General features: G+C 73.9%; 18 protein-coding genes and 1 pseudogene. 9 read left to right on the top strand and 10 right to left on the bottom strand.

The window, feature by feature from the left end; translation table 11 throughout:
* Nucleotides 1–117: 117 nt before the first annotated feature.
* Nucleotides 118–1,065 carry an NUDIX domain-containing protein gene (locus tag ACFYZF_RS02850; protein ID WP_387015172.1) on the bottom strand — a complete coding sequence of 316 codons (948 nt, stop codon included), beginning with the start codon at nt 1,063–1,065 and terminating at the stop codon, nt 118–120.
* A 144-nt stretch (nt 1,066–1,209) separates the two neighbouring features.
* Between ACFYZF_RS02850 and ACFYZF_RS02845 the strand changes: the two genes are divergently transcribed.
* Nucleotides 1,210–1,581: a PspC domain-containing protein gene (locus tag ACFYZF_RS02845; RefSeq protein ID WP_350881819.1), complete on the top strand. Its 372-nt coding sequence runs from the start codon at nt 1,210–1,212 to the stop codon at nt 1,579–1,581.
* A 7-nt stretch (nt 1,582–1,588) separates the two neighbouring features.
* On the opposite strand, the gene guaA is transcribed toward ACFYZF_RS02845, so the two are convergent.
* Nucleotides 1,589–3,145, bottom strand: a complete 1,557-nt coding sequence (gene guaA, locus ACFYZF_RS02840) for a glutamine-hydrolyzing GMP synthase (RefSeq protein ID WP_387015170.1) — start codon at nt 3,143–3,145, stop codon at nt 1,589–1,591.
* A 119-nt stretch (nt 3,146–3,264) separates the two neighbouring features.
* On the bottom strand, nt 3,265–4,962 hold the full coding sequence (locus tag ACFYZF_RS02835) for an FAD-dependent oxidoreductase (protein ID WP_387015167.1): 1,698 nt from the start codon (nt 4,960–4,962) through the stop codon (nt 3,265–3,267).
* 138 nt (nt 4,963–5,100) lie between these two features.
* On the opposite strand from ACFYZF_RS02835, the gene ACFYZF_RS02830 reads away from it, so the two are divergent.
* Nucleotides 5,101–6,219 carry an LCP family protein gene (locus tag ACFYZF_RS02830; RefSeq protein ID WP_387015165.1) on the top strand — a complete coding sequence of 373 codons (1,119 nt, stop codon included), beginning with the start codon at nt 5,101–5,103 and terminating at the stop codon, nt 6,217–6,219.
* Between the two features lie 102 nt (nt 6,220–6,321).
* Here the strand turns inward: ACFYZF_RS02830 and ACFYZF_RS02825 are convergent, their stop codons facing one another.
* The 4 genes from ACFYZF_RS02825 to guaB form a co-directional block, all read right to left on the bottom strand.
* Nucleotides 6,322–7,782 carry a M1 family metallopeptidase gene (locus tag ACFYZF_RS02825; RefSeq protein ID WP_387015162.1) on the bottom strand — a complete coding sequence of 487 codons (1,461 nt, stop codon included), beginning with the start codon at nt 7,780–7,782 and terminating at the stop codon, nt 6,322–6,324.
* 108 nt (nt 7,783–7,890) lie between these two features.
* Entirely contained in the window at nt 7,891–9,300 is a 1,410-nt protein-coding gene (locus ACFYZF_RS02820) for a M1 family metallopeptidase (protein WP_387015160.1), read from the bottom strand.
* A gap of 155 nt (nt 9,301–9,455) precedes the next feature.
* Nucleotides 9,456–10,574, bottom strand: a complete 1,119-nt coding sequence (locus ACFYZF_RS02815) for a GuaB3 family IMP dehydrogenase-related protein (RefSeq protein ID WP_387015158.1) — start codon at nt 10,572–10,574, stop codon at nt 9,456–9,458.
* Between the two features lie 30 nt (nt 10,575–10,604).
* Nucleotides 10,605–12,167: an IMP dehydrogenase gene (gene guaB, locus ACFYZF_RS02810; protein WP_387015155.1), complete on the bottom strand. Its 1,563-nt coding sequence runs from the start codon at nt 12,165–12,167 to the stop codon at nt 10,605–10,607.
* Nucleotides 12,168–12,400: 233 nt separating this feature from the next.
* Here guaB and ACFYZF_RS02805 point away from each other — a divergent pair, with 233 nt between their 5' ends.
* A complete protein-coding gene (locus tag ACFYZF_RS02805) occupies nt 12,401–12,811 on the top strand; it encodes a DUF5319 domain-containing protein (RefSeq protein WP_387015152.1) in 411 nt (136 codons plus the stop codon).
* 131 nt (nt 12,812–12,942) lie between these two features.
* Here the strand turns inward: ACFYZF_RS02805 and ACFYZF_RS02800 are convergent, their stop codons facing one another.
* Entirely contained in the window at nt 12,943–13,761 is an 819-nt protein-coding gene (locus tag ACFYZF_RS02800; protein WP_387015150.1) for a LuxR C-terminal-related transcriptional regulator, read from the bottom strand.
* Between the two features lie 253 nt (nt 13,762–14,014).
* On the opposite strand from ACFYZF_RS02800, the gene ACFYZF_RS02795 reads away from it, so the two are divergent.
* Together ACFYZF_RS02795 and ACFYZF_RS02790 are read left to right on the top strand one after the other, a co-directional pair.
* Nucleotides 14,015–14,398: a WhiB family transcriptional regulator gene (locus ACFYZF_RS02795; RefSeq protein ID WP_350881838.1), complete on the top strand. Its 384-nt coding sequence runs from the start codon at nt 14,015–14,017 to the stop codon at nt 14,396–14,398.
* Between the two features lie 106 nt (nt 14,399–14,504).
* Entirely contained in the window at nt 14,505–15,740 is a 1,236-nt protein-coding gene (locus ACFYZF_RS02790) for a hypothetical protein (protein WP_387015149.1), read from the top strand.
* A 101-nt stretch (nt 15,741–15,841) separates the two neighbouring features.
* On the opposite strand, the gene groL is transcribed toward ACFYZF_RS02790, so the two are convergent.
* The gene (groL, locus tag ACFYZF_RS02785) at nt 15,842–17,485 is read right to left on the bottom strand and encodes a chaperonin GroEL (protein ID WP_387015146.1); all 1,644 of its coding nucleotides are present in this window, start codon (nt 17,483–17,485) and stop codon (nt 15,842–15,844) included.
* 70 nt (nt 17,486–17,555) lie between these two features.
* The gene (gene groES, locus ACFYZF_RS02780) at nt 17,556–17,870 is read right to left on the bottom strand and encodes a co-chaperone GroES (RefSeq protein WP_350881844.1); all 315 of its coding nucleotides are present in this window, start codon (nt 17,868–17,870) and stop codon (nt 17,556–17,558) included.
* 335 nt (nt 17,871–18,205) lie between these two features.
* Here groES and ACFYZF_RS02775 point away from each other — a divergent pair.
* From ACFYZF_RS02775 to ACFYZF_RS02760, 4 genes and pseudogenes are all read left to right on the top strand, one after another.
* Nucleotides 18,206–18,394, top strand: a pseudogene (locus ACFYZF_RS02775) (multiprotein-bridging factor 1 family protein); the annotation flags it as partial.
* A gap of 209 nt (nt 18,395–18,603) precedes the next feature.
* A complete protein-coding gene (locus tag ACFYZF_RS02770) occupies nt 18,604–19,803 on the top strand; it encodes a methyltransferase domain-containing protein (protein WP_387015143.1) in 1,200 nt (399 codons plus the stop codon).
* Nucleotides 19,804–19,878: 75 nt separating this feature from the next.
* The gene (gene ybaK / locus ACFYZF_RS02765) at nt 19,879–20,358 is read left to right on the top strand and encodes a Cys-tRNA(Pro) deacylase (RefSeq protein WP_387015142.1); all 480 of its coding nucleotides are present in this window, start codon (nt 19,879–19,881) and stop codon (nt 20,356–20,358) included.
* 244 nt (nt 20,359–20,602) lie between these two features.
* A complete protein-coding gene (locus tag ACFYZF_RS02760) occupies nt 20,603–21,694 on the top strand; it encodes a sugar ABC transporter substrate-binding protein (RefSeq protein ID WP_387015139.1) in 1,092 nt (363 codons plus the stop codon).
* The last annotated feature ends 4 nt before the right edge of the window (nt 21,695–21,698 follow it).

Raw genomic sequence — 21,698 nt, 5'->3', positions numbered from 1 at the left:
CGGCGACAACCCGACGAGCGACCGGCCCGCGTGGGCGCGGCCGGGCGGCCGACCTCCGTCAGCGGGCGCGCGGCAGACGGACCGGGCCCGCGCGGGCGGGGACGGGAGGAGGGACGCTCAGGTGAGCTGGGCGGCCTGGACTGCCTCGGCCGTGACCTCGGTGAGCCGGTCGGTGGGCAGGGCGCCGAGCTCCTCGCGGGCGAACCAGCGGGCCTCGCAGGTGGAGCCGCCGACATCGGTCACGGTGGGCGGGGCTGGCTGGTCGACCGCCACCCGGTAGAAGGCGCGCACGCCGTGCCAGTCGATCGGGTAGCCCTCGGGGCCGAGCGAGGCGGCGTCGCGGTGGCTGGCCACGCCGAGCAGCTCGACGAGGCGGCCCCGCTGGCCGGTCTCCTCGACCAGTTCCCGGATCAGCGCCGCGCCCGGCTGCTCGCCGTAGTCGGTGCCGCCGCCGGGCAGGTGCCAGCAGCCGGCGCCCGGGTACCCGTCGGAGACCCGGGTGAGCAGCACCCGACCCTCGGGATCGGTCGCCACCGCGTACGCGGCGAAGCGCTGGGCCCGGTGCAGCCCGTCCGGGCCCGGGACCGCGTAGAAGGAGGGGAACTCCGGCGGCTCGTCGGGCACCACGTCGGCCGAGGAGGCTGGCAGTCCGAGGGCGCGCGCGGTGAACGCGCGCAGCGGCAGCTCGCGGGCCTCGGTGCGGGTGAACCAGCGGGCCAGGTCGGTGGGCCGGTCGACCCGGTCGGTGAGCGTGCCGCCCCGCACCGAGACCTGGTAGATGAGCCGGTCGGTGTGGATGGTGATGCCCCGCTCGGGCAGGGCCCGCATGTCCGCGAGCACGTCGTCCAGCCCGGCGACGGCGACCGAGAGCCCGGTCTCGGCGGCGGTCTCCCGGACGACGGTGTGGTTCGGGTCCTCCCCGTGGTCGACCGCCCCGCCAGGGAGGGACCACGTTCCAGGGGTGCCGGAGCGCTGCGACGCGCGGACCAGCAACAATCGGCCGACTGAATCAGCACAAACTGCGTATGCCGCGATCCTGCGGAGCGGCTCCAGCATGGTGGTCACGGGGGGGAATTCTCCTCGGCCGGCGTTACCTGGATCGAAAAGAGTCAGATTCCTGACTGATGACTGGATCATCAGGGATCGGTCAGGGTAATGATCCGGGCCGTCACCGAGGTCGCCACGCCGCCCGGCGCGGAACCTGGGGACATGACCTCGACACCGCCGCACCAGGCCCCGTACAAGCAGCTCCGCCGCCCCACCACCGACCGGATGGTGGCCGGGGTGGCCAGCGGCGTCGGCCGCTACTTCGCCGTCGACCCCACCCTCGTCCGGGTGGCGTTCGCCGTCGCGACCGTGCTCACCGGCGGGCTCGCCGCGCTGGCGTACCCGATCATGTGGTTCCTGATGCCGGAGGAGCCGGCCGGCGCCCCGGCCTGGCCGCACCCGGCGGGCCCCGCGACGCCCGGCCCGTCGCCCACCCCGGGGTACGGCCCGCAGCCGACCTGGCCGCCGGCCCCGGCGACCGCGCCCGGGGCGGGCGGGGCGCCGGACGGGCCGGTGCCGCCGACGGCCGGCTGAGCCGGCGTCACTCCCACTCGATGGTGCCCGGCGGCTTACTGGTGACATCCAGGACCACCCGGTTCACCTCGGCCACCTCGTTGGTGATCCGGGTGGAGATCCTGGCGACCACCTCGTAGGGCAGCCGGGACCAGTCGGCGGTCATCGCGTCCTCGCTGGAGACCGGGCGCAGCACCACGGGATGCCCGTAGCTGCGCCCGTCGCCCTGCACGCCGACGCTGCGCACGTCGGCCAGCAGCACTACCGGGAACTGCCAGACGCCCCGGTCCAGGCCGGCCGCGGTCAACTCTTCGCGGGCGATCAGGTCGGCCTGACGCAGCAGTTCGAGCCGCTCCCGGTCGACCGCGCCGATGATCCGGATGGCCAGGCCGGGGCCCGGGAACGGGTGCCGCCAGACCATCGCCTCGGGCAGGCCCAGCGCCAGGCCGAGCGCCCGGACCTCGTCCTTGAACAGCGTGCGCAGCGGCTCGACCAGGGCGAACTTCAGGTCCTCCGGGAGGCCGCCGACGTTGTGGTGGCTCTTGATGTTGGCGGTGCCGGTGCCACCGCCGGACTCCACCACGTCCGGGTAGAGGGTGCCCTGGACCAGGAACTCGACGTCGCCGTGCGAGGCGATCTCCCGGGCGGCGGCCTCGAAGACCCGGATGAACTCCCGGCCGATGATCTTCCGCTTCTGCTCCGGGTCGATCACCCCGGCCAGCGCGCCGAGGAACCGGTCCTGCGCGTCGACCACCTTGAGTTTGATGCCGGTGGCGGCGACGTAGTCCTTCTCCACCTGCTCGGCCTCGCCGGCTCGCAGCAGGCCGTGGTCGACGAAGACGCAGGTGAGCTGGTCGCCGACGGCCTTGTGCACCAGCGCGGCGGCGACTGCCGAGTCCACCCCGCCGGACAGGCCGCAGATGACCTCCTTGTCGCCCACCTGGGCGCGGATCCGGGCGACCTGCTCGTCGATGATGTTCGCGGGGGTCCAGGTGGGCTCGATGCCGGCGATGTCGTACAGGAACCGGGTAAGCATCTCCTGGCCGTGCGCGGTGTGCCCGACCTCCGGGTGGAACTGCACCCCGGCCCGGCGGCCGGCCAGGTCCTCAAACGCGGCGACCGGTGCCCCCTCCGACTCGGCGGTGACCGTGAAGCCGGCCGGGGCCTCGGTGACGCAGTCGCCGTGGCTCATCCAGACCGGCAGGTCGGCCGGCAGGTCGCGGAGCAACACACCGGGTTCGAGGAGGCGGGGGCGCAGCGGGGTGCCGCCGTACTCCCGGTTGCCGGTGCGTGCCACGGTGCCGCCGAGCGCCTGGGCCATCGCCTGGAAGCCGTAGCAGATGCCGAACACCGGGACGCCGGCGTCGAACATCCCGGCGTCGATCTGCGGGGCATCGGGGGCATAGACGCTGGCCGGGCCGCCGGACAGGATGATCGCGGCCGGATTCTTCGCCAGCATCTCGGCCACCGGCATCGAGTGCGGCACGATCTCGGAATAGACCCGCGCCTCACGCACCCGGCGCGCGATGAGCTGGGCGTACTGGGCTCCGAAGTCCACCACGAGGACGGGACGAGGCGTGCTCATACGCAGGAAGCCTACCGACAGTCACACTCGCTCCGGTGCGCGGGCGGCCCTCCCGCGCGGATGTTCCGGCGACAGGGGAGCCATTCCCTGCCGGGGGCGTCGAGAAGGTGTCCTTCCGCTCACGCCCGCAGGGCGCCGGGGGCGTCCGCCGGGACGGCCGGATGGGCCGGCGGCACCGGGCCGAGGCGCCGGTACGGCTCCCCGAGCGGCGGGCGAGGGTCGGCCTCGCCTTTGTTGGGCCAGAGGGACATCGCCCGTTCCGCCTGGGCGGTGATGGTCAGCGAGGGGTTCACCCCGAGGTTCGCCGAGACGGCAGCGCCGTCCACCACGTGCAGCCCGGGATGGCCGTGCACCCGGTGGTACGGGTCGATCACCCCGTCGGCCGGGGTGACGCCGATCACCGCCCCGCCGAGGATGTGCGCGGTCATCGGGATGTTGAACGGCTCGGTGAGCGCCCCGCCGGGCGTGCCGCCGATCTCCTCGGCGAGCAGCCGGGCGGCGGCGTTGCCGGCCGGGATCCAGGTCGGGTTGGGCTCGCCGTGGCCCGCGACGGCGGCCAGCCGCCGGCCGAACAGGCCGCGCCGCCAGCGGGTGGTCAGCGAGTTGTCAGCGGACTGCATGACCAACGCGATGACCGTCCGCTCCGACCAGTTGCGGACGGTGAGCATCCGGGCGGCGGTCCCGGGCTGGCGCAGCAGGGTGGCCACCCAGCGCCGGGCCCGGTGCGGGCCGCCGTCGACCAGTAGCGACTGGAGCAGCCCCATCGCGTTCGAGCCGCGCCCGTAGCGGACCGGCTCGATGTGGGTCTGCGGGTCGGGGTGGAACGAGCTGGTGATCGCCACCCCCTCGGTGAAGTCCAGCCCCTCGGCGCGGGCCCGCCCGGGGGGCACCGACGCGCCGAGGATCGCCTCGGAGTTCGTCCGGGTCAGCTCGCCGAGGCGGGGCGACAGGGCGGGCAGCGCCCCGGTGGCCTTCATCTCGTGCAGCAGCCGCTGGGTGCCGAGCGACCCGGCGGCGAGGACCACCTGGTCGGCGTGGAACACCTGGCGGCGCCGGCGCAGCCAGGCCCCGGTGCGGACGGTCTCCACCCGGTAGCCGCCGCCGTCGGCCGGGCGGACGGCGGTGACCGTGGTCAGCGGGTGCACCCGCGCGCCGAGCCGTTCGGCCAGCCACAGGTAGTTCTTGACCAGGGTGTTCTTCGCCCCGTGCCGGCAGCCGGTCATGCACGCCCCGCAGTGCGTGCAGCCGGTGCGCTCCGGGCCGGCCCCGCCGAAGTACGGGTCGGCGACCCGCTCCCCCGGCCGGCCGATGTGCACCCCGACGGGGGTGGAGTGGTAGGTGTGGCCGACGCCCATCCGGTCGGCCACCGCCCGCATCGCCCGGTCCGCCCGGGTCTGCACCGGGTACGTGGTGACGCCGAGCATCCGCTTCGCCTGGTCGTAGTGGCGGGCCAGCTCGGCACGCCAGTCGGTGACGTCCCGCCACTGCGGGTCGGCGTAGAACGCGTCGAGCGGCTCGTAGAGGGTGTTCGCGTAGACCAGCGAACCGCCGCCCACCCCGGCCCCGGACAACACCAGCACTCCGCCGCCGGCCCCGCGGCCGGCGGACCGGAGCAGGGTGATCCGTTGCAGCCCGTAGCAGCCGAGGCGCGGGGCCCAGAGGAACCGGCGCAGCCGCCACGAGGTCTCCGGGAACTCGTCGTCGGCGAAGCGCCGCCCGGCCTCCAGCACGCCGACCGAGTAGCCCTTCTCGGCCAGCCGGAGCGCGGTGACGCTGCCGCCGAAGCCCGACCCGATGACGAGCACGTCGTACCGCATGGAGGCATCATTACCGACGGGTAGCTATCGCGCCAGGGCCCGTTTTCGCGGCATCATGCACCCCGCCGCCGGCGATCCGTCGCTCAGCGGCCGCAACCCGGCGACTCGGTCGGAGCGTTGTACGAACGGGGGTGTGACATGGCCGGACAGGCGGGAACCGGACGCCGGAGGTGGCGGCTGGGGCTGGCTGTCCTCGCGGCCCTGGTCCTGGTGGCGGGCGGCGCCACGGTGGCCGTCCGGCTGGTCGCCGACCGGCAGCCCGAGCGCGGGGCGGGGCGGGTCAGCGCCGCGCCCACGCCGTCGGCGGCCGCGCCGAGCCCCACCCCGCCGCCGGGGGCCGACGTGACCGGGCCGCTGAACCTGCTCATGGTCGGCGTGGACACCCGGGTCAGCGTGCCCGGCTGGGAGCCGCACGGCGACGCCGTACTGGTGGCGCACGTGACGAAGGAACTGGACCGGGCGTACGTCTTCTCGCTCCCCCGCGACCTGCTGGTCGACATCCCCGCCTTTCCGAAGGCCGGGTACAAGGGCGGAAAGACAAAGCTCACCCACGCGATGAGCTACGGCAGCCGGGTGCCCGGCAAGCCGAAGGAGCCGAGCGCCGCCCAGGGGTACGAGCTGCTGCGCAGCACCGTCAGCGGGTACACCGGGCTGCGCTTCGACGCCGGGGCGGTGGTCACCTTCCAGGGCTTCGAGCGGCTGGTGAACGCCGTCGGCGGCATCGACGTCTACATCGACCAGCGCACCGTCTCGCTGCACCGGCAGCCCAACGGCCGGCACCGCGACCCGGCGCCGGGCGGCGGCGGCTACGTCGGCCCGCAGATGGTCTACGAGAAGGGCGAGCGCCACCTGAACGGCTGGCAGGCGCTGGACTACTCCCGGCAGCGCTACGGCCTGGACGGCGGGGACTACGCCCGGCAGCGCCACCAGCAGCAGCTCATCCGGGCGCTGGTGACGAAGATCCAGGGCGAGGGCCTGGCCCGGCAGCCGGACCGGGTCGAGCAGGTCGTCGGCGCGCTCGGCGACACCCTGATCTACGCGGGCGGGCCGAGGATCGTCGACCTCGCGTACGCCCTCGGCGGGCTGCCCGCCGACCGCCTCGTCCTGGTCAGCCTGCCCGGCGAGGGGGTCGGCAAGGGCAGCGCCTACCGCGGCGAGCAGCTCAAGCCGGTCGGCCGGGAGTTCCTCACCGAACTGAAGGCGGGCCGCGCCGAGAAGTACCTGGCCGCCCACCCCGAGCTGGTGGTGAAGAAGTAACCCGGCGACGAGCTGCCCGACGGTGATCGAGCTGAGGGGCGGCTCGTCCAGCGGCGGCCGGGGCGACCGGTGTCCACCGGCCCGCCGCGCGGGCGGGCCGGGTCAGCGGGCCGCGGGTCGCGCCGGCCGCTCCGTGCCGTAGAGCCACGCGTCGAAGAGCGTGTCGAGCTGCTTGCCGGAGACCTGCTCGGCGAGGGCGACGAACTCTGCGGTGGTGGCGTTACCGTCGCGCTTGTCCGCCGCCCAGGTCTTCAGCAGCGCGAAGAACGCCCGGTCGCCGACGGCGACGCGCAGCGCGTGCACGGTCATCCCCCCGCGCTGGTACACCGACTCGCTGAACAGGTTCGCCGTCCCCGGCTTCCCCGGCGGGGTCCGCCAGACCTGACCGGACGCGCCGAGGTACGCCGCGTCGAACGACTGCCGCGCCGTCCGCCCGCCGCGGTGGTCCTCCCACAGCCACTCCGCGTACGTGGCGAGCCCCTCGTTGAGCCAGATGTCCTGCCACCCGGCCAGCGCCACACTGTTGCCGAACCACTGGTGGGCCAGCTCGTGCGCGACCACCCCGGTGTTCTCGCCCCCACGGAAGAAGTTGGCCGAGTAGACCGGCCGGCTCTGCGTCTCCAGCGCGTACCCGATGCCCGGCTCCGAGACGACCACCCCGCCGTACGCGCCGAACGGGTACGGCCCGAAGACGCCCTCCAGGTAGTCGGCCACCTCGACGGTGCGGGCGATCGACGCGTCCGCTGCCCCCTTGGGCAGCTTCGTGGTGACCGCGCTGAACACCGGGCGGCCCTTGTGCTCGGCGCGGGTCACCCGGAACTCGCCGATCGCCAGAGTGCTCAGGTAGCTGGCCATGGGCGAGCGCTCTGCCCACTTCCAGGTGGTCCAGCCGGCCCGGGTGGTCTTCCCCAGCGGCACCCCGTTGCTGATCGCGGTCAGCCCGTCCGGCACGGTGATCTCGAAGTCGTACGCGGCCTTGTCCAAGGGGTGGTCGTTGACCGGGTACCAGGTGCTCGCCGACTCGGGCTGGCCGAGGGCCACCGCGCCGTCGGAGGTGGCCCGGAACCCGCCCTCGCCGAGGGCCTCGTTGCGCAGCAGCTTCGGCTCGCCGTCGTAGCCGATCTCGGCGGTGAAGCCGTTGCCGGAGGTCAGCCCGACGGCGGGGGTGACCACCAGTTCGTCGTCGGCGCGGGCGTGCCGGGCGGGGACGCCGTCCACGGTCACCTTCCGCACGGTCAGCCCGGCCAGGTCCAGGTTGAACGAGGACAGGTCGGCGGTGGCCGTGGCCTGCACGACGGTGGTGCCGGTCAACCGGTCCTTCGCCGGGTCGTAGCGGACCCGCACGGTGTACCGGGTCACGTCGTACCCGGCGTTGCCGTACCGGGGGAAGTAGTCGTCGCCCACCCCGGCCGCGCCGGGCCTGAACTGCCGGGCCGAGGTCGCCGACGCGGCGGTCTCCGGCGCGGACGGCTCAGTCGGCGTCGAGGAGCAGGCGGCCAGCCCCAGCGCAACCGCCAGCAGCAGCCCGGTGCCGGGGCGCAGGCCCCGCAGGGTCAGCGTCATAACGTCGTTCCTCCCGGCGGAGGTCCCCGGACCGCCCGACCCCGGCCGGCCGCTCCGCCCGCGGCAGCCTACCGACCGCCGGCCACGGTGCGGTCACGCCGGGTGGGATCAGGGCAGGGCGGGAGCGGTGCCGCCGACGAGCCAGGCGTCGAAGAACGCGCCGAGCCGCCGGCCGGAGACCCGCTCGGCGAGGGTGACGAAGTCCGCGGTGGTGGCGTTGCCGCCGCGCCGCTCGGCGGTCCAGGTGCGCAGGGTCCGGAAGAACACCTCGTCGCCGACGGTACGCCGCAGCGCGTGCACCGCGAGCGCGCCCCGCTGGTAGACGGCGGCGCCGAACATGTCCGCCCGGCCCGGGTCCACCGACGGCCGCGACCAGTCGGTCGCGGCGTGACGCAGCTCGAAGGCGCGCTGCGCGGTCCGGCCGCCGCCGTGCTCCGTCCAGAGCCACTCGGCGTACGTCGCGAAGCCCTCGTTGAGCCAGATGTCGCCCCACCGGTCCAGCGAGACGCTGTCGCCGAACCACTGGTGGGCCAGCTCGTGTGCGACCACCTCGGTGTTCGGGCCGCCGGCGAGGAAGAAGCCCGGCCCGTAGACCGGGCGGGACTGGGTCTCCAGCGCGTACGAGATCCGCCCGTCGGCGAGCGCGATCCCGCCGTACGAATCGAACGGGTACGGCCCGAAGCGGTCGGCCAGGAAGTCGGCGATCTCCCCGGTGCGGGCGATCGAGGCGGCGGCCGGACCGTCCGCCGGCAGGCCCGCCGCGACGGCGGTGACCATCGGCTTGCCGGCGTGGGTGCTCGTGGTCACCCGGTAGTCGCCGATCACCAGCGTGCACAGGTAGCTGGCCATCGGTGCCCGCTCGGCCCAGCGCCAGGTCGTCCAGCCGTCGCTGCTGCTCCGCCCCGCCGGCACCCCGTTGCTCAGCGCGGCGAGCCCGTCCGGCACGGTCACCTCGACGTCGTAGGTGGCCTTGTCGGACGGGTGGTCGTTGACCGGGAACCAGGTGGCCGCCGAGTCGGGCTGGCCGAGGGCCACCGCGCCGTCCGGGGTGGCCAGGAGGCCGCCCACGCCCAGCTCGCTCTCGACCGGTGCGGGCACCCCGGCGTACTCCACGTCGACGGCGAACCGGGCACCCCTCGCCAGGCCGCGCGCCGGGGTGACCACCAGCTCGCGCCCGGCCCGGGCGTGCCGGGCGGGAGTCCCGTCGACGCGGACCGCGGTGACGGTCAGGCCGGCGAGGTCCAGGTCGAACCGGGACAGGGCGGTGGTGGCCGTGGCGGTGACCGTGGCGTGGCCGGTGAGCCGGTCGTCGGCCGGGTCGTAACGGACCCGCAGCCGGTACGCGGCCACGTCGTAGCCGCCGTTGCCGTAGCCGGGGACGTACGGGTCGCCGACGTCGACCGGGCCGGGGCGGGGGCGGTCGGGGTCCGGGGGCGCCCCGGTGCAGCCGGCGAGGGCGACCACGGCGAGACACCCGGCCCACAGCCCCCGCCCCGGCCACCTCCCCGTTCGAAACACCCCTCACCTCGCCCTGCTTCGAAACACCCCCGCCCCACCCCACCCCGCCGCACCCCCACCCCGGGCACTTTTACGGAAAGAGTGGCCATCCCGGGCGGAATGACCACTCTTTCCGTGGAAGTGCGAGCGGGTGCGGATGCGGGGGTGCGGGTGGGTCAGCGGTCGAGGACGAGGCCTACCTTTTGGAATTCCTTGAGGTCGCGGTAGCCGCACTTGGCCATCGCGCGGCGTAGGCCGCCGAACAGGTTGAGCTGGCCGTCCGGTTCGTCGGCCGGGCCGAACAGCAGTCGCTCCATCTCGCCGAGCGGCTCGCCGGCCACCTCGAACGCCCCGCGCGGCAGGGACGGGTGGCTCGCCGCCGAGTGCCACCACGCGCCGCCGGCCGGGGCCTCGTCGCACAGCGTCAGTGGCTCGCCGAGCATCACCGCGTCCGCGCCGCAGCCCAGCGCCTTGGCGATGTCGCCGGAGGTCTGGATGTCGCCGTCGGCGATCAGGTGCACGTACCGGCCGCCGGTCTCGTCCAGGTAGTCGCGACGGGCTGCGGCGGCGTCGGCGATCGCGGTGGCCATCGGCACCCGGATGCCGAGCACCGACTCGGTGGTCGACCAGTCGTCGCCGCCGATGCCGACGATCACGCCCGCCGCGCCGGTGCGCATGAGGTGCAGCGCGGTCTTGTAGTCGGTGCAACCGCCGACGATGACCGGGAGGTCGAGGTCGGCGATGAACTCCTTGAGGTTCAGCGGCTCGTCGGTGGTGGAGACGTGCTCGGCCGACACGATGGTCCCCTGGATCACCAGGATGTCCACGCCCGCGTCGAGGATCACCGGGGCCAGCGCCAGGGTGTGCTGGGGGGAGACCCGGACCGCCACGGTGCCGCCGCCGGCCCGCAGCTCGCGGACCCGCTCGGCGATCAGGTCCGGGCGGATCGGCTCGGCGTACACCTCCTGGAGCCGCTTGGTGGCGCGGGCGTCCTCGCCCAGCGCGGCCAGCTCCTCAAGGATCTTGGTCGGGTTCTCGTACCGGGTCCACAGGCCCTCGACGTTGAGCACGCCGAGCCCGCCGAGCTGGCCGAGCCGCACGGCCGACTGCGGGCTCATCGTCGCGTCGGAGGGATGCCCCACGCACGGGATGCCGAACGGGTACGCGTCGAGCTGCCAGGCCGTGGAGACGTCGTCGACATCCCGGGTGCGGCGGCTCGGCACGATGGCGATGTCGTCCAGGTGGTAACCGCGCTGCGCGGTCTTCCCCTGGCCGATCTCGACCACATCACGCATGGGGGCTCCAGGTGTCTTGAGGGGATGGGGTCAGCGGGAGTGGTAGTTCGGCGCCTCGACGGTCATCTGGATGTCGTGCGGGTGGCTCTCCTTGAGCCCGGCCGCGGTGATCCGGATGAGCTGGCCGCGCCGGTGCAGCTCGGGGATGCTCTCCGCGCCGACGTACCCCATGGCGGCGCGCAGCCCGCCGGTGAGCTGATGGGCGACGGCGGACAGCAGGCCCCGGTAGGGCACCTGACCCTCCACGCCCTCCGGGACCAGTTTGTCCTCGGCGAGCACGTCCTGCTGGAAGTAGCGGTCCTTGCTGTAGGACTTGGCCTGGCCCCGGGACTGCATCGCGCCGAGCGAGCCCATCCCCCGGTACGCCTTGTACTGCTTGCCGTTGATGAAGATCAACTCGCCGGGGCTCTCCTCGCAGCCGGCCAGCAGGCTGCCGAGCATCACCGTGTCGGCACCGGCCACCAGCGCCTTGGCGATGTCGCCGGAGTACTGGATGCCGCCGTCGCCGATCACCGGGACGCCGGCCGGGCGGGCGGCCCGGGCCGCCTCCATGATCGCGGTGATCTGCGGGACGCCCACCCCGGCGACGATCCGGGTGGTGCAGATCGCGCCCGGGCCCACCCCGACCTTCACGCCGTCGGCGCCGGCGTCGACCAGGGCCTTCGCCCCGGCGTACGTGGCCACGTTGCCGCCGACGATGTCGATCCTGACGTCCTTCTTGAGCTGGCGCACCATGTCCAGCACCGCCCGCTGGTGACCGTGCGCGGTGTCCACGATGATCACGTCCACGCCCGCGTCGACCAGGGTCCGGGCCCGCTTGTACGAGTCCTCGCCCACCCCGACGGCGGCGGCCACCCGGAGCCGGCCGGCGTCGTCCTTGGTGGCGTTCGGATACTGCTCGCTCTTGGTGAAGTCCTTGACGGTGATCAGCCCGCGCAGCCGGCCCGAGTCGTCGACGATCGGCAGCTTCTCGACCTTGTGCTGACGCAGCAGCGCCAGCGCTTCGTCCTTGCGTACCCCGACGGGCGCGGTGACCAGCGGTGTCCGGGTCATGATCTCGTGGACCGGGGTGGCCGGCTCGGAGACGAAGCGCATGTCCCGGTTGGTGACGATGCCGACGAGCTGGCCGTCGGCGTCGACCACGGGCACCCCGGAGATCCGGTACCGGCCGCAGAGCGCGTCGACGTCGCGCAGGGTGTCCTGCGGGCTGGCCGTCACGGGGTTGGTGATCATGCCGGACTCGGAGCGCTTGACCAGGTCGACCTGGAGCGCCTGGTCCTCCAGGGAGAGGTTGCGGTGCAGCACGCCGATGCCGCCCTGGCGGGCCATCGCGATCGCCATCCGCGCCTCGGTGACCGTGTCCATCGCGCTGGACAGCAGCGGGATGGCCAGCTCGACGTTGCGGGTCAGCCGGGTGCGGGTGTTGACCCGGCTGGGCACCACGTCCGACTCGCCGGGCTGGAGCAGCACGTCGTCGAAGGTGAGGCCGAGCGGGACCACGCGGGCCGACCCGGCGGGCAGTTCCGGCAGGTGGCCGCCCAGCTCGCCGTGATCGGCGCCGGCCGGCGGAACGGTGCTGGGCGAATTGTCCACGAAAGGCTCTCCTGAGCTGGTCGGGCGGGCTTCAGCGGGGCGGCGCGCGCGGGCATCCGGCGCACGCCGGGTTACGGCGCGTCGGTGTCATCGTACCCATCGGCCCGGGCCGACCCCTCCGGAGCCGGCCCGATCGTCGACGCTGCGTGACGGCGGCCCCCGTCAGCCCCGACGCCGGGTGACCGGGCGGACGGGGGCGGGCGGCACGTGGTCGCGGGGTCTACGGTGAGGGGGTGCACGACGAGCCCATCGACCCGTTCAACGGCGACCCGGCCGATCCGGCGGCGGAGCTGCACGACCCGGACGGCGACGCCGCACTCGACCCGCTGACCGAGGTCGAGCGGCAGGACGTGCTCGAGGACCTCGCCGACCTGGAGATCTACCAGGCCCTGCTGGCCCCCGTCGGGGTGCGCGGGCTGGTGATCGAGTGCGAGGACTGCCGGGAGCCGCACTACTTCGACTGGGACCTGCTCCGGGGCAACCTGCGTCACCTGCTCAGCTCCGGCCGGCCCCGGGTGCACGAGCCGGCCTACGACCCGGACCCGGACCACTACGTCACCTGGGACTACGCGCGCGGCTATGCCGACGGTGTGCACGACACCCTGACCGAGGGCACCGAGGACGACACCGAGCCGGGCAACTGAGCTGTCCCGCAGGTCCTGCGCGTCGCTGACGTACGGGTGGAGGCGCGCGGCGACCGTCCGGGCAGCGCGGCGTCGCACCGGGCGTGATCTGCGAGATCCGACCCGGCCGGGCAGCGGGCCCGACGGCGCGCTCAGGCGACCAGGCCGGCGCGGAAGCCGGCGGCCACCGCGTGCGCGCGGTCGCGTGCGCCGAGCTTGCGAAACAGCCGGCGGGCGTGCGTCTTGACGGTGTCCTCCGAGACGAACAACTCCCGGCCGATCTCGGCGTTGCTCTTGCCCTCGGCCATCCCGAGCAGCACCTGGAGCTCCCGCTCGGTCAGGCCGACCGCCCCCCGGCCCCCCCGGGCCGGGGCGGCCCGCCGGGGGTTTGCCGGCTCCTCGGTCTCGCCGCCGGTCGGCTCCGGCTCGTCGTCGCCCCGCTGCACGGGCACCACCGACGGCACGCCGCCCGGCCCCTCCTGGGTCGCCGGCCAGGCCGGGCCGGGGTTGTTCGGGGCACGGCCGGCCGGCGCGGGGCGCTTCTGGCCGCCGACGGCTGCGGCGTCCCGGGCCGGGTCGGCCACCCGGTGCCGGGTCGCCCGGCCCGGCGCGGAGAGCAGCAGCAGGGCCTTGGCCACCGCGCTGGTCAGGTCGTGGTCGGTGCCCTGGATCAGCCCCCGGGCCCCGGCGCCGATGCTGGCCGCGGCCGCGTCGGATTCCTCGGCCCCGAGCAGCAGCACCGCGGCCTGCGGGGCGCGGGCCAGCACCCGACGCACGAAGCCGGCGCTGTCCGGCCGGGTGAGCGCCGTGTCGGCGAGCACCACGTCGGGCGGGCCCTCCGCCAGCCGCAACATCACCTCGGGATCGGAGACGGCGGTACGGACGGCGGCGGACAGTCCGAGCCGGGCCGCCGCGGAGTTCAGTTGCTGCGCGGCGAGCGGTGTCCGAACGCACACGAGAACAGTACGCACTGTGGTCTCCTCTCCGACCCGAAGCAGACCACGGCGGGGTGTGGTCGGGTGGGTGTTCCCAGCAATCCTTCGAACTTTTCCGACAGATGGGGCATAAGCCGCGCAATGTCCGAGGTTTTCGATCACAGGAGTGTGAGCCCGCGCGAGCCGGGGTACCGGGATCCCGAGCCGGAAATCGGTGCGCCAGCGCGGCCGCCGCCCGGACATCCGGTCAACTGAGAGTCTCCGCGGTGCCGCGGGAGGAGGGGTGCTGATGTCGAACGTACGCAGACTGCCCGGACCCATCGTCGACCTCTGGGACTGGCAGCGGCTCGGTGCCTGCCGGGGCCGCGACAGCGCCCAGTTCTTCCACCCGGACGGGGAGCGCGGCTCCTCCCGCCTGCGCCGCGAGTCCGGTGCCAAGGCGGTCTGCCGGGCCTGCCCCGTACGCGCCGAGTGCGCCGCGCACGCGCTGTCCGTCCGTGAGCCGTACGGCGTCTGGGGCGGCTTCAGCGAGGCGGAGCGGCTGCGGCTGCTCGCGGTCGGCTGGGAGGACCTGGCCGACCGCCGGCACAGCCGCGTCGACGTGGCCCGCCTGGAGTCCCGCCTCGGCCGCCCGCACAAGTCCGCGATGTCCGCCCAGCGCAGCGTCGCCTGACGACCGCGCCCACCGCACGCCGACGCCGCGCCCCGGCCGCCCGGGGCGCGGCGTCGTGTCACGTCCCGGCCAGGCGGATGTCCCACCGTTCTGCCAGGATCCTCGGATGCTGATCGACATCGCGGATCCGGACACGCTCTGGGCGCGGTGGGGCGCGCTCGCCTCGGCGCTCGCCACCCTCGGCCACGACGACGTCTACTGGCACGACGCGGAGGGTGCCCACCACGACGACCACGGGGGCAACTGGGCGCGGCTGGTGCGTGTCGAGGGCGGTCGGGCGGTGCTCTTCGGCTACGACCACGAGTACAGCGACACCGTCGACGTCAGCCCGCCGCTCGACCTGCTCGCCGGGGCCCCCGCCTGGTTGCCCTGGCCGGAGCTGATCCGGCATGCCGAGGCCGACCAGCTCGGCTACGCCTACTGGTACGACGGCGGCTGGTCCCGGGTGCCGTACCCGGAGCCGCTGCTGCCCGACGGGCTGCGGGCCACCGCCGGGGCGGTGCTCGACGACGACCGGGCCCGGCGGGAGCTGGGCGAGGTGGTCTTCGAGTGGGGCGGATACCAGCCTGCGGACGAGGCGACGGAGCGGGCCGAGGTGGCGGAGGCCGCCGGCCGGCTGCTCGCCGCCGCTGCCGGCCGCGCCCTCGACGCGGGCGCGCTGGACGGGCTGCTCGGCCGGCTCCGGCCCGGCCCGGTCGACGTGCCCGCCGGCCTGGCGATGGCGGCCCGGGCCGGGCTGACCCCGGGCGAGAGACCACCGGCGGTGGCGGCGGCGGCAGGGGCCCCGCCCCGGCGGGTCCGGGTGCTCAGCGACGACCAGCACGACCGGCTGGTCTGGACTGCGATGCGGCGGGCCACGGAGGCACCCCGCCCGGCCCCGGCACCCACCCCCGAGCTGACCGAGCTCGTCGACTGGGCACGCGGCCGGGCCCCGGCCGGCGACGGCCGCTGCTCGCTGCTCATGCAGGTCACCGACGCCGCGCTCAGCCAGCACCCGGGCGAGGCTCCCCCGGCCGGCCGCCCGGGCGAGGACGGCTGGGCGGCCTTCCGCCAGGCTGGTGACCTGGTCCGCCGGCTCCGGGCGGCCGAGGCCGACCCGGCGCACGGGCAGTGGATCTTCCTACGGCTGGAGACGACCGCCGGCGGCTTCACCCTCGAACGGCGCTACGACTCGTGGCCCGGTTGGCTGGCCGACCACGGGCACGGGCCCTGGCGCAGCCACCTCCAGCCGGAACTGGACCGCCGGGCACCGGCGTTCCGGCCCGCGTGGGCGGTGCTGCTGGCGCCGGAGGTCGCTTACCTCGGCCCGCCGCCGCCCTTCGACACGCCCACCATCGGGTGATGGGCTCCCGGCGCGCGCCCGCCACCGTCAGGGGGCGGGAAGGGCGGCAGGGCACGCCGTCGAGGTGAAGGCGTGCCCTGCGCGGTGTCGTACGGCGTCGGTCAGAAGCCCGGGCCGTGCTGGTGGCCGTGGCCGTGCGAGTGGCCGTGGCCCCCGGCGGCCGGCTCGGCCTTCTCCGGCTTCTCCACCACCAGGCTCTCGGTGGTGAGCAGCAGGCCGGCGATCGAAGCGGCGTTGGAGACCGCGCTGCGGGTCACCTTCACCGGGTCGATGATGCCGGCCTTCGCCATGTCGACGTACTCGCCGGTGGCGGCGTTGAGGCCGTTGCCCCACTCCTGGTCGGCGACCTTCTGCACCACGACGTAGCCGTCGTGGCCGGCGTTCTGCGCGATCCAACGCAGCGGCTCGACCAGCGCCTTGCGCACGATCGAGACGCCGATCTTCTCCTCGCCGGTCAGGCCGAGGTCGTCGTCGAGAACCGACCGGATCTGCGCCAGGGCGGCACCACCACCGGGCACCGTGCCCTCCTCGACGGCGGCCTTGGTCGCGGCGATGGCGTCCTCGATGCGGTGCTTGCGCTCCTTCATCTCGACCTCGGTCGCCGCGCCCACCTTGATGACCGCGATGCCGCCGGAGAGCTTCGCCAGCCGCTCCGCCAGCTTCTCCCGGTCCCACTCGGAGTCCGAGGCCTCGATCTCCTTGCGGATCTGGGCGACCCGGTCGGCGACCTCACTGGACTGCCCGCCGCCGTCGACGACGGTGGTGTTCTCCTTGTCGACCACGACGCGCCGGGCGGTGCCGAGCACCTCCAGGCCGACCTGGTCCAGCTTGTAGCCCAGCTCCGGGGCGACCAGCTCGGCGCCGGTGAGGATTGCCATGTCCTGGAGCATCGCCTTGCGCCGGTCGCCGAAGCCGGGGGCCTTCACCGCGCAGACCTTGAGGGTCTTGCGGATCGAGTTGACCACCAGGGTGGACAGGGCCTGGCCCTCGACGTCCTCGGCGATGATCAGCAGCGGCTTGCTGTTCTGGAGGACCTTCTCCAGCAGCGGCAGCAGTTCCTCGATCGCCGAGATCTTCTGCGTGGTGATCAGGATGTAGGGGTCCTCCAGGACCGCCTCCTGCCCCTCCACGTCGGTGACGAAGTTCGGCGAGATGAAGCCCTTGTCGAACTGGAGACCCTCGGTCACGTCCAGCTCGGTGGCGAGGGCGGAACCCTCCTCGACGGTGATGACACCGTCGCGGCCGACCCGCTCCATCGCCTCGGCGATCAGCTCGCCGATCGTGGCGTCCTGCGCGGAGATCGTCGCCACGTGCGCGATCGACTCCTTGCTGGCGACCTCGACGGCCCGTTCGAGCAGGGCCTCGGAGACCCTGTTGGCGGCCAGGTCGATGCCGCGCTTGAGGCCGGCCGGGTTGGTGCCGGCGGTCACGTTGCGCAGGCCCTCGCGGACCATCGCCTGGGCCAGCACGGTCGCGGTGGTGGTCCCGTCGCCGGCGACGTCATTGGTCTTGGTCGCCACCTCCTTGACCAACTGCGCGCCGAGGTTCTCGTACGGGTTGGTGAGCTCGATCTCCTTGGCGATGGTCACGCCATCGTTGGTGATCGTGGGCACACCGAACTTCTTGTCCAGGACGACGTTGCGCCCGCGCGGGCCGAGAGTGACCTTGACCACGTCCGCGAGGGCGTTGACACCGTGTTCCAGCAGGTGCCGGGCGTCATCCGAAAAGCTAAGGATCTTCGCCATTAATGTCCCTTCGAAGCGTCACTGCCCCGGCCCGGCGAACCGGACCGGGGCAGTGACACTGATCGGTTGCCTACTTCTCGATGACCGCGAGAACGTCGCGGGCGGAGAGCACCAGGTACTCCTCGCCGGCGTACTTGATCTCGGTGCCGCCGTACTTCGAGTAGATGACGGTGTCGCCGACGGCGACGTCAACCGGGATCCGGTTGCCCTTGTCGTCGATCCGGCCCGGGCCGACAGCGAGGACAGTGCCCTCCTGCGGCTTCTCCTTGGCGGTGTCGGGGATCACGATGCCCGACGCCGTGGTGGTCTCAGCCTCGTTCGCCTGGACCAGGATCCGGTCCTCGAGCGGCTTGATCGCAACCTTGGTCGCGGTAGTCACGGGCATACCCTCCTGGGGTATTGGTTTCGTTGCTGGTCGACGGGGCCGACCAGCGTCAATCTGCCACATGCCACCGGGCGGGGCCGTCGTCGCGGGTGCCGGTCCGCCTGGCGTTCAGCACCCGGGCACGGGCCCGGGAGCTGGCACCCTCCATGGGAGAGTGCTAATCGCAGGTTAGGCCGTGGCTAGCACTCCGTCAAGGAGAGTGCCAGCGCGCCACCCGTCGTGTCGCCACAGTTCCGCCAGTCGTAGCCGCGACACGCCGACAGCGCCTCGCCACACCGTAGCCGGCTCCCTACCGTCGGTGGCCTCCATCGGAGGCCGTTGAAAGGGGAGAACGAGTGTCCCGGATACCGACGCTGACGTTCCTGCGGGCCCAACTACGCCGGGCCCGCCAGGCTCGTGGGCTCAACCAGGAGGAGCTGGGCAGGCTGATCAGCTACTCGTCGTCGATGGTGAGCGGGGTCGAGACCGGGCAGACCCCGGTCAGGCCCGACTATCTGGCCCGGTTCGACGCGGCGCTCGACACCGGCGACCCTCTTCAGCACCATGCTGGAGCTGATCCGAATCCACGCCGCGCCGGATCTCACCTTCGCCCCGGCGAGTTGGCGGGCCTTCGTCGCCGCCGCCCCCGCCCGCTGACACCGCCGTCCGGACCCTTGACGGCCCTTGACGGCCCTTGACGGACCTTTGACGGACCGCAGCCGAGCGGCCCGGCCGGAGCCGGGACAATGGGCGGGTGGATCTCGACCAGTTCGCCGCCCTGCGTACCCCCGAGGGGTCGGCCGCGCTCGACGCGGCGACCGAGAGGGCCGGCGGCGACCCGCTGACCTCGGCGGGCGCGCTCCGTTCGGCCGGCATCCCGGCCGGGCTCGCGGCGGCGGCGCTCACCCAGGCGGAGCTGCGCCGTCGGGCGGTCGGCAAGTTCGGGCCGGAGGCCGCCGGCATGTTCCTCACCCGCGCCGGCCTGGAGCAGGCCACCCGCCGGGTGGTCGCCGACCGGCGGGCCGAGCGGCTGCGCGCGGCCGGGGTGCGCACCCTCGCCGACCTGGGCTGCGGCCTCGGGGCCGACGCGCTCGCCGCCGCCCGCGCCGGCATCCGGGTGTACGGGGTGGAGGCCGACCCGGTGACCGCCGCGATGGCCGCCGCGAACGCCGAGGCCGCCGGGCTGGCCGACGCGTTCACCGTGGAGTGCGGCGACGCCACGGCGTTCGACGTGTCCCGGGTCGACGCGGTCTTCTGCGACCCGGCGCGGCGCAGGGCCGGCACCGGGCGGCGGATCTTCGACCCGAACGCCTACTCGCCGCCGTGGGACTTCGTCACCGGCCTGGCCGAGCGGGTGCCGCACACCGTGGTCAAGGTGGCCCCCGGCCTCGACCACGCGCTGATCCCGGCCGGAGCCGAGGCGGAGTGGGTGAGCGTGGCCGGCGACCTGGTCGAGGCCGCCCTGTGGTGCGGCCGGCTCGCCGAGGTCCCCCGCCGCGCCACCCTGCTGACGGAGAAGCCGCCCGCCGGGGTGGCGCGTCACCAGCTCACCGGCTCCGGCGCGGTCGAGGCCACGGTCGGCCCGGTCCGCCGGTACGTCCACGACCCCGACCCGGCGGTGGTCCGCGCCCACCTGGTCGCGGAGCTGGCCGACGCCATCGACGCCACGCTCGCCGACCCGAGCATCGCCTACCTGTACGCCGACACACCGGGCGCGACGCCGTTCGCCCGCTGCCTGGAGGTCACCGACGTGCTGCCGTTCTCGCTGAAGCGGCTGCGCGCCCTGCTGCGCGAGCGCCGGGTGGGCCGGGTCGAGATCCTCAAGCGCGGCTCGGCGCTGGAGCCGGAGAGGCTGCGGCGGGACCTGCGACTGGCCGGCCCGGAGGCGGCGAGCCTGGTGCTGACCCGGGTCGCCGGCGCACCCACCGTGCTGCTGTGCCGGCCGGTGGGCTGACCCCGCCGGCCCTCCCGCCGCGCCGTCGGCCGTTTCCGGTGGCCCGCCGGGCGACGCCGGGTTAGCTTGTCGGGCATGGCGGGACAGGGCACTCCGGCGACGGCGCTGCTGAACAGGCGGAAGATCCGGCACAGCACCCACCCGTACGACGTCTCGCCGGACGCGCCGGACTACGGCGCGCTCGTCGCGGCGGCCCTGGGCGTACCCCCGGAGCGGGTGTTCAAGTCGCTGGTCACCGAGGTCGACGGCGCGCTCGCCGTGGCGGTGGTGCCGGTGACCGGCGAGCTGGACCTCAAGGCGCTGGCCGCCTCGCTCGGCGGCAAGCGGGCGACGATGGCGGACCGGGCGGTCGCCGAGCGGGCCACCGGCTACGTACGCGGCGGGATCAGCCCGATCGGCCAGCGCAAGCGCCTGCCCACGGTGCTGGATGTCTCCGCCCTGGCCCACGACACCGTCTACGTCTCGGCCGGCCGGCGCGGCCTCCAGGTTGAGCTTGCCCCGGCCGACCTGATCGCCCTCACCGACGCCGCCACGGCCCCGATCGCGGCCCACTGACCCCACCGCCCACCCGCCACCCGCGCACCCGGCCCGAATCGGCGGTCCGGGGCGCGTCCGGGCAGCACAGGGCCGGGATGCCCGCCCCCGGCGGGTGGCGGCGGGGTGTCGTGGGCGTTGCCGAATTGTTACTGCGGCCGACAAGACTTCAGACCGCGACGACCTTGTGTCGGACCTGCGGCACGAAATACGTTGCCGGACACAACAAAAGCCGTCCCGCCCTCCACCCCCGAAAGGACCGCACATGCGCAAGGGCCTCCTCACCCTCGCCGTCGTGGGCGTGCTGGCCACCGGCGGCACGGCCGCCTGCGGCCCCGGCAACGCGGCGGTCGGCGGCAGCGACAGAAAGCCGAAGATCGGGGTGATCCTGCCCGACAGCAGGACCAGCGCCCGGTGGGAGGGCGCGGACCGCAGGTACCTGGAGGAAGCGTTCCGGGCCGCCGGGGTCGACTACATCATCCAGAACGCGCAGGGCGACAAGTCCAGCTTCTCCACCATCGCCGACGGCATGCTCACCGCCGGCGTCACCGCGCTGATGATCGTCAACCTGGACTCCGGCACCGGCAGGGCCGTGCTGGACCGGGCGAGGTCGCAGGGCGTCGCCACCATCGACTACGACCGGCTCACCCTGGGCGGCTCGGCCGAGTACTACGTCAGCTTCGACAACGAGGCCGTCGGCAGACTTCAGGGCGAGGGCCTGAGCCGGTGCCTGGCCGACCAGGGCGTCGAGCACCCGGTGGTGGCGTTCCTCAACGGCTCACCGACCGACAACAACGCCACCGAGCTGAAGGCCGGGTACGACTCGGTGCTCGGCCCGAAGTTCGCCTCCGGGACGTACGTCAGGGGCCCGGACCAGCCCGTGCCGGACTGGGACAACGCGCAGGCGGGGGTGCTCTTCGAGCAGATGCTCACCCGGACCGAGGGCCGGATCGACGGGGTGCTCGCCGCCAACGACGGCCTCGGCAACGCCGCCGTCTCGGTGTTGAAGAAGAACAAGCTCAACGGCAAGGTGCCGGTGACCGGGCAGGACGCCGACGTGCAGGGCCTGCGCAACATCCTCGCCGGCGACCAGTGCATGACCGTGTACAAGGCGATCCGGAAGCAGGCGGACGCCGCCGCCGCGCTGGCCGTCTCGCTGGCCAACGGCGTCCGCCGGGACACCGGCCAGACGGTCCGGGACCCGGAGAGCGGCCGGGAGGTGCCGGCCGTGCTGCTGGAGCCGAAGGCGATCTACCAGGAGAACGTCAAGGACGTCGTGGCCGACGGCTACGTCGCCCGGGACAAGCTCTGCGCCGGCCCGTACGCCGAGCGGTGCGCCGCCGCCGGGATCAGCTGACCCG

The organism is Micromonospora sp. NPDC001898 (assembly GCF_042891255.1).
Classification (GTDB): domain Bacteria; phylum Actinomycetota; class Actinomycetes; order Mycobacteriales; family Micromonosporaceae; genus Micromonospora.
Note: the sequence above shows the minus strand (reverse complement) of the source record. Positions and strands in the feature narration are given on the sequence as shown.

What these genes read in the sequence shown, in the direction of transcription:
- ACFYZF_RS02845 (WP_350881819.1), top strand. Translation starts at nt 1,210, where the DNA reads ATGACCTCGACACCGCCGCACCAGGCCCCGTACAAGCAGCTCCGCCGC.
- guaA (WP_387015170.1), bottom strand. Translation starts at nt 3,145, where the DNA reads ATGAGCACGCCTCGTCCCGTCCTCGTGGTGGACTTCGGAGCCCAGTAC.
- ACFYZF_RS02835 (WP_387015167.1), bottom strand. Translation starts at nt 4,962, where the DNA reads ATGCGGTACGACGTGCTCGTCATCGGGTCGGGCTTCGGCGGCAGCGTC.
- ACFYZF_RS02830 (WP_387015165.1), top strand. Translation starts at nt 5,101, where the DNA reads ATGGCCGGACAGGCGGGAACCGGACGCCGGAGGTGGCGGCTGGGGCTG.
- ACFYZF_RS02825 (WP_387015162.1), bottom strand. Translation starts at nt 7,782, where the DNA reads ATGACGCTGACCCTGCGGGGCCTGCGCCCCGGCACCGGGCTGCTGCTG.
- ACFYZF_RS02815 (WP_387015158.1), bottom strand. Translation starts at nt 10,574, where the DNA reads ATGCGTGATGTGGTCGAGATCGGCCAGGGGAAGACCGCGCAGCGCGGT.
- ACFYZF_RS02795 (WP_350881838.1), top strand. Translation starts at nt 14,015, where the DNA reads ATGTCGAACGTACGCAGACTGCCCGGACCCATCGTCGACCTCTGGGAC.
- ACFYZF_RS02790 (WP_387015149.1), top strand. Translation starts at nt 14,505, where the DNA reads ATGCTGATCGACATCGCGGATCCGGACACGCTCTGGGCGCGGTGGGGC.
- groL (WP_387015146.1), bottom strand. Translation starts at nt 17,485, where the DNA reads ATGGCGAAGATCCTTAGCTTTTCGGATGACGCCCGGCACCTGCTGGAA.
- groES (WP_350881844.1), bottom strand. Translation starts at nt 17,870, where the DNA reads ATGCCCGTGACTACCGCGACCAAGGTTGCGATCAAGCCGCTCGAGGAC.
- ybaK (WP_387015142.1), top strand. Translation starts at nt 19,879, where the DNA reads ATGGCGGGACAGGGCACTCCGGCGACGGCGCTGCTGAACAGGCGGAAG.
- ACFYZF_RS02760 (WP_387015139.1), top strand. Translation starts at nt 20,603, where the DNA reads ATGCGCAAGGGCCTCCTCACCCTCGCCGTCGTGGGCGTGCTGGCCACC.